Origin of the sequence: Rubritalea sp., from assembly GCF_039830215.1 — a bacterium.
GTDB lineage: Bacteria > Verrucomicrobiota > Verrucomicrobiia > Verrucomicrobiales > Akkermansiaceae > Rubritalea.
Genome location: NZ_JBDOPO010000300.1, coordinates 1 through 6,055, shown reverse-complemented (window position 1 = coordinate 6,055; position 6,055 = coordinate 1). Strand labels below are relative to the sequence as shown.

Here is a 6,055-nt window from a genome sequence, read left to right as displayed (position 1 = left end):
GTCAGAGACAAATACGTCCCCAATTGTCAGTGCTGCTTAGAACAACAGGAAGAGCTACGCAAAGACTGTTCAAGCCACCCTCTGTTCAGAATCATTCAGTCTTTTGAGAAAGATACGTCTATCAAACTCACGCATTCGGGAGTATATGCCCATTCCGTCCATGAATTTCAGTACTGCTCACAGTCCGCGCATAGCGGCATTGTTTACCTCCATGCTGGCAAGCAACAATACTCAATAGACCTAACACAAATCTACCACCTGCACCTCAGAGTCGACATCACCAAAGGCCGTCCCCAGACAGTTCTTACTGGGTTCAATGCTCATGGCCAAAAGATTTTAGAACTAGCCCAAGAAGGCGTGCGCACTCTTCACCAATGGGGTGATGAACTCAAAACGGCCACACAATTGCGCGAATTCCCAAGGTAAGAAATAGCTCCCCCCTAGCTAGCTAGCCTGAGAAAGTAAGTATCAACCAGCTTTACTTCACACAAATCAGCAAAGCTTAGAGTCTATAATATAAAGGCCCCACAACCATTATCCAAGTTGTGGGGCATTTATATAGGTGCGGGAAAACACTCATTTCCCCGCGGCTTTTTCACACAGAAATCTTTAGAAAGGCGTAACAGTATTTTGCTACTAGTGCTGCGTTTTTCAATAGTAGTGAACTTAGATACTTCGCTTTCATTACTAGAGATACTGCACCAACTCCGCTCTATCACGCTAACGCGTGCTTGTCTTCCATTAGCGGCTTGATGACATACCTTGATTACTATTGCTATTGAGACTCACTAATGAGAGCGTTTATCTATCGAACAAATGAATGGATTAGATCGCACATTATATGGAGAACATGAGCTTGAAGGTGTTAGCTTAAGCTGGCACCAGAGTACTGGGGACTTTACGACTCGGCTGACAGAGGGGTGCTTACACATCGTGCTCAACCTTCGAGGTTCCGCTATTCTGTTTAGCTCTCATTTAAGAGTCAATTTGAGCCCCAATACTATGGTTATATTTCACCGAGGATTCGGTCAGGAACTCACTGCAACCAGAATGGAAAAGGATGAAAGTTACCTCATCCTAAGTGCCACCACCAACTGGATTAGTCGCACATTCGGGGCTAGACAAGAAGCGCTACACCCAATGCTACGAGCCATTTTGAACAATTCTGAATCAGCTAGCGCCATCCTAGGAAAAGTGCGTAGCCTCTCACTTGCAGAAAAAGAAATTGCCTATGGCTTAATCTCTCCACCAGTCCCAGTGGCAGCCCAAGAGTACTGGTATTTGGCAAAGGTTTTAGAATTACTAACTCACCACCTTTTCGCCCCAAACGGCCTTCAAACAACGGAACCATTCTGTAGCAAAATCAAACGTGCTGATAGAGTAAGAACCGAGCATTGCATCAGTTGGCTTAGCGATCGACTAGACCAACCCATAAATCTGAACGAACTAGCCAAATCGGTTGGCTGCGCCCCCCATTATCTAAGTCGGCAATTCAAAAAATCGACAGGTGTCACACTGAAACAAAAACACCGTGAACTGCGCATAGACCATGCAGCTAAGCTATTACAGGATGGTGATTTCAATGTTACAGAGGCGGCTCTAGAAGTGGGCTACAACTCACTTTCCCACTTCTCTAAAGCCTTCCAAGAGGAGAAAGGGCAACTCCCCTCTGAATTGCTATCAAGTTAGATAGTCTGGGGCTTGGCCAGGATTTTAGCTATTGCCTCATGTTTACTTTCATGAGTATTGGCGTCGCTAAACGCCAATCGCACCCGACGCAGACGCTCCACTACTGATTCGCGCAATTCACCATACTCAGGCACCTTAATTTTGATTTTCTGCTTTTCAGACATAGGCTAAGAATAGCGCTAAACTGGATTTGAGCTAACGGTAGCTTGTCATGACTTAGCGTCACGATGCCCCGAATTAAGACCACTGCATTTTAAGCATTCCCAAGTGAACATTTTTCAGCATGCTCAGGTAGCTTCTGACAAGCCACTGATGGAGCTCAACTACAAGTTTCGACTTCAAGGTATTTTATGAAAATTAAATGGAACCGCCTCAACCGAAAGACCCACTACTGGGGAGCTATCATCTGCGCCGCCCCTATTCTTATTGTCATCATCACGGGGATCTTGCTCTTACTGAAAAAAGAAGTCTCCTGGATTCAACCTCCGACCATCAAGGCTGAAGCTGGAGCTCCAGCCCTGAGCTTCCAACAGATTCTAGAAGCCTCTAAAAAAGCTCCCGAAGCTGAGATCTCAACTTGGGATGATATCGACCGCATCGATGTGCGCCCCAACAAAGGAGTCATCAAAGTCAGAGCTGAGAACAGCTATGAAATTCAGCTCGATCACGACAGCGGAGAACTTCTCCAAGTGGCGTATCGTAGAAATGAACTAATCGAGTCGCTTCACGACGGGTCTTGGTTTCATGACTCAGTGAAGCTCTGGGTTTTCCTCCCCTCCGCCGTTATTCTCCTGGTGCTTTGGCTTACAGGAATCTACCTCTTTATCGTTCCATTGTTAGTAAAACGCAAACGCAGGAAAGAAGAGAATGCTAACAAAGCCTAATTGGCCAGTTTAGAAGCTCGCGCGCGCACCAAATACCATTCCCAGACCAGGCTCATTGGAGCCCGATCCGTGCACTCGGTACGCTTCGTCTAATATATTCTCCACCCCCAGAGTGAGATCTAAGTGATCATTCACTTTGTAGCCACCACGCAGGTGCACCAAGGTGTAACCTGGAGTTCCGCTAGGAGGAATCCGTTGAGTGTCCTCTTTGTCTCTGGAGCTTAATTTATCAGCTTTATCTGCGAAGAGGCAGCCTAGCTCAGCCCAGATTTTTTCGTCTCCGCTGGTCCAACGCACAGCCGCATTGAGTGTGAGCGGCATTAGACGACTCATCGGTTCAACCAGAGTTTCAGAGCTACTGGAATCCACAAAACTCTCTAACTCACCGTCAAGCCAAGTGACATTCCCTAAAAGGCGCCAACCTTCAGCTAGCTCATAGCTACCGGCTATTTCAACTCCTTGGATAAACCCCTCTGCGCTATTACGTTTAGTCACCTCGTTTAGACCTTCACGCATGTTACGAGTCGGAGTGCTCGTGATGTAGTCGTCGACGAAGGTGTAGTAATAAGATGCTGTGAGTTGGTATTTTTCTTCCACTGCTTTGAGGCCGATTTCTCCAGTCAAAAATTTCTCAGACTTTAGGTTAGTTGCCGCTATTTCTATCTCATCTGAGCGGCTACCGCCATAGCGACTCAAATCTGCAATATTAGGAGCCCTAAACGACTGGCTCAGGCCGCCCCATGCTTTCCATACTCCAGAGTTGTCCAGATCGTGCACAGCACGCACCGAAGCTACTAAGTTGTGCCAATTACCGTCATAAGCGGCAGGCTTTCTAGAAACCGGATCTTCATAGCGCCCTATCGATGCCCTCGCGTAGGTGTAGCGCCCACCTAGAATCACATCAGTCCGATCACTAAGCTCAATCAAATCTTGCGCATAGAGTCCCAATAAATCGTAGGTCGAGTCATCTCCCACCGGTCCCTGGATTCTCACTCGATCAACCGATCCATCGGCGTTGTAATCCACACGGCCTGAATCCACATTGTCTCGGTAAAAGTCCACTCCATAGCTTAGAATGTGCTGACCAACATTTGATAGCATTTCTAAATCCACTCCAATCATTCGTGAGTGGAAATACTCACTCAACGACTTCTTGTTAGATCTTTGACGCTGCCCATCCTCATCCCAAGCTTGGTAGGACAATGTCAAACTCACCTGATCTAACCACGGCTGAATATACTCTCCCAAAAACCGCAGGTAATTAAGTGATCGTTGTTGATCCTTCAGCCTGCTAAGATCCGAGCCAACTTCTGTCCCTTTAAAACTTTTTGCATAAATGGTCGAGTGCGTTCTCCACACATCATCCTGGGTCAAGCCTTGATGGACCAAGGTCATTGACCAATTCTGATTAAGAACCATATCAAATCTAGCATCCCAAGCTTGTTCTCCATAGCCAGTCTTCGGCTGGACTCCAAGACTAGCTGCGTCGACATCACCAAATTCCTTACATGAATAGCCCAGCTGTAGCCCCCACTTTCCCCCTTCACCTAGTTGTAACTCAGTACGAAATAGGTGGCTATTTTCAGCGGAACCATAGCGATACGCCTGCGACCCGTGTGCGTAGTAGCCGTCCTCCAGTATATAATCAGAACTCTTGGTCTGAAGGTTCAGTGTTCCACCGATGGCATCGCTACCGTAGAGGACTGAACCTGGCCCTTGGATCAACTCAAAACCGCTAATCGATTGGCTGTCGATCAAAGAAAAGTACTCGTTTGGACCATCACGATAGACCGAGTTATTATATCTAACTCCATCGATAGTGGATAGCGTTCTATAGCCTGTGAACCCTCTCAAGTAGGGTGATCCCTGGCCATTTGATGTCTTTTGCACACTCACGCCAGGCTGACCTTCTAGCGACTCGACCACGTTACGACTGAGCGTTTTTTCGAAATCAGCTCCAGTTAGAGAGTAAATACTATAAGGAGCATCCTCTTCAGAAAGCTCAATTCTAATTGCTTCAACAACTGTTGTCTCAAGAGTCTCCAAAACCTCCTCTCCTCGCAATCTCTCACTAGCTACTAGGAGTGCTCCAAACAGTAATAATACCCGTATTCTATTGTGTCGCTCGTTCACATATCGGTACATAAACATAAATGGACTTCTGTCAACCTACACTATTGACATTGAGTCTCATTAGCGATAGTGAACTGTTTGTCAGCTAAACAGCAGATTACCCGAACATGAAATATATTGTAAAAACAACGACACTCTCAGCCATGGCGATTTTCGCTAGTCTCAACATTTCAGCTAATGCTGATGAAAACTTATGGATGTACACCAAAGGCACCGACACTCGCCCGGAGGGAAGCTGGGAGCTCAAGCTAAATAGCATCAGCCGCTTGGGTAAAGATATAGGTGACTACGCCTTCCACGACATTCGTCCTGAGCTAGAATACGGGATTACTGACAAGCTCACAGTCTTTGGTGAGTTAATGCTCTTTAGCCATGATTACGACATCCCAGAAGGACGCGAAGAACTTGACCCAACAGTGGGCCAATTCAGCAAGACACAATATGGCGGTTTCGAGCTAGGAATGAAATACAATGTTCTCTCACCTTATAAGGATCCCATTGGCCTCTCATTCGGACTAGCATTCGAACACCGAGACGTTTACCGCCTCGACGGAAGTGATATCGACCAAGACGCGGTTGCCCCTTCTATCTATCTTCAGAAGAACTGGTTAGACAACCAGCTGACCCTGGCTTTTGCTGGAAAAGTTGAATTAGAACGCCGTAAAGGTGGCGCTGGTACTGACGAAGAAGTGCTCGAAGAGGAAATAGCCTTCGATCTTGGTTTAGGTATAGCATACCGCTTTGCTCCGAAGTGGACAGCTGGTCTCGAATGGCGCTACCAGACAGATTTTGTAAACCCAGTAATCAACGGAGTTCCAGATGATGGTAAGCCAGACGTACAGACTGGTGATTTCAGCAGCTTTGATGACATTCAACTCGGTTCACAATTCCAGTACGGCCACTATTTTGGTCCATCACTCCACTACGCTGAAGAGGGTTGGTGGGTAACTGGTTCCATTCTCTGGCTGGTTAAGAGTGGAGGAGATGCCAGCCGCAACGGAGCAGTAGCTGAGTTAGGTAAAGCATACGATGAGCATGAAGAACTTCACGTAGGAGTCACAGTCGGCTTCGAATTTTAAAGATCATTCATAACAGTCGATCAATGATGAACCAATATGACCGTCGCTCAGCCTTAAAAAAAAGTATTCTTACTGTGGGAGCTCTCTTTGCTGGGCAAACTTTCTGCTACGCAAAGACCTATCTGACTGGAGACCAAGCTCAGCAACTCATCTTCCCTGGTAAAAAGTTTACCCAGATGAATGTGAGTCTGAGCAGATCTCAAATGAAGGCGATTAAATCGGCCTCAAAAGTACGCGTCCGCCACAGTAAGTTAAATTAACTTACTGTGG

7 protein-coding genes are annotated in these 6,055 nt (G+C 46.6%); 5 read left to right on the top strand and 2 right to left on the bottom strand.

What is annotated here, in order from left to right; genetic code table 11:
* Positions 1-426 (top strand): hypothetical protein (locus ABGY95_RS09925; RefSeq protein WP_347441524.1); only part of this gene is annotated, 426 nt, incomplete at its 5' end.
* 576 nt (positions 427-1,002) lie between these two features.
* The gene (locus tag ABGY95_RS09920; RefSeq protein WP_347441523.1) at positions 1,003-1,689 is read left to right on the top strand and encodes a helix-turn-helix transcriptional regulator; all 687 of its coding nucleotides are present in this window, start codon (positions 1,003-1,005) and stop codon (positions 1,687-1,689) included.
* Here ABGY95_RS09920 and ABGY95_RS09915 read toward each other — a convergent pair.
* Positions 1,686-1,853, bottom strand: a complete 168-nt coding sequence (locus tag ABGY95_RS09915; RefSeq protein WP_347441522.1) for a hypothetical protein — start codon at positions 1,851-1,853, stop codon at positions 1,686-1,688. The genes ABGY95_RS09920 and ABGY95_RS09915 overlap by 4 nt on opposite strands.
* 186 nt (positions 1,854-2,039) lie before the next feature.
* Between ABGY95_RS09915 and ABGY95_RS09910 the strand changes: the two genes are divergently transcribed.
* On the top strand, positions 2,040-2,573 hold the full coding sequence (locus ABGY95_RS09910) for a PepSY-associated TM helix domain-containing protein (protein WP_347441521.1): 534 nt from the start codon (positions 2,040-2,042) through the stop codon (positions 2,571-2,573).
* 9 nt (positions 2,574-2,582) lie between these two features.
* Here the strand turns inward: ABGY95_RS09910 and ABGY95_RS09905 are convergent, their stop codons facing one another.
* Positions 2,583-4,718: a TonB-dependent receptor gene (locus ABGY95_RS09905; protein ID WP_347441520.1), complete on the bottom strand. Its 2,136-nt coding sequence runs from the start codon at positions 4,716-4,718 to the stop codon at positions 2,583-2,585.
* A 95-nt stretch (positions 4,719-4,813) separates the two neighbouring features.
* On the opposite strand from ABGY95_RS09905, the gene ABGY95_RS09900 reads away from it, so the two are divergent.
* Together ABGY95_RS09900 and ABGY95_RS09895 are read left to right on the top strand one after the other, a co-directional pair.
* Positions 4,814-5,785, top strand: coding sequence for a DUF6662 family protein (locus ABGY95_RS09900; protein WP_347441519.1), 972 nt, complete (start codon positions 4,814-4,816; stop codon positions 5,783-5,785).
* Positions 5,786-5,808: 23 nt separating this feature from the next.
* A complete protein-coding gene (locus ABGY95_RS09895) occupies positions 5,809-6,045 on the top strand; it encodes a hypothetical protein (protein WP_347441518.1) in 237 nt (78 codons plus the stop codon).
* The last annotated feature ends 10 nt before the right edge of the window (positions 6,046-6,055 follow it).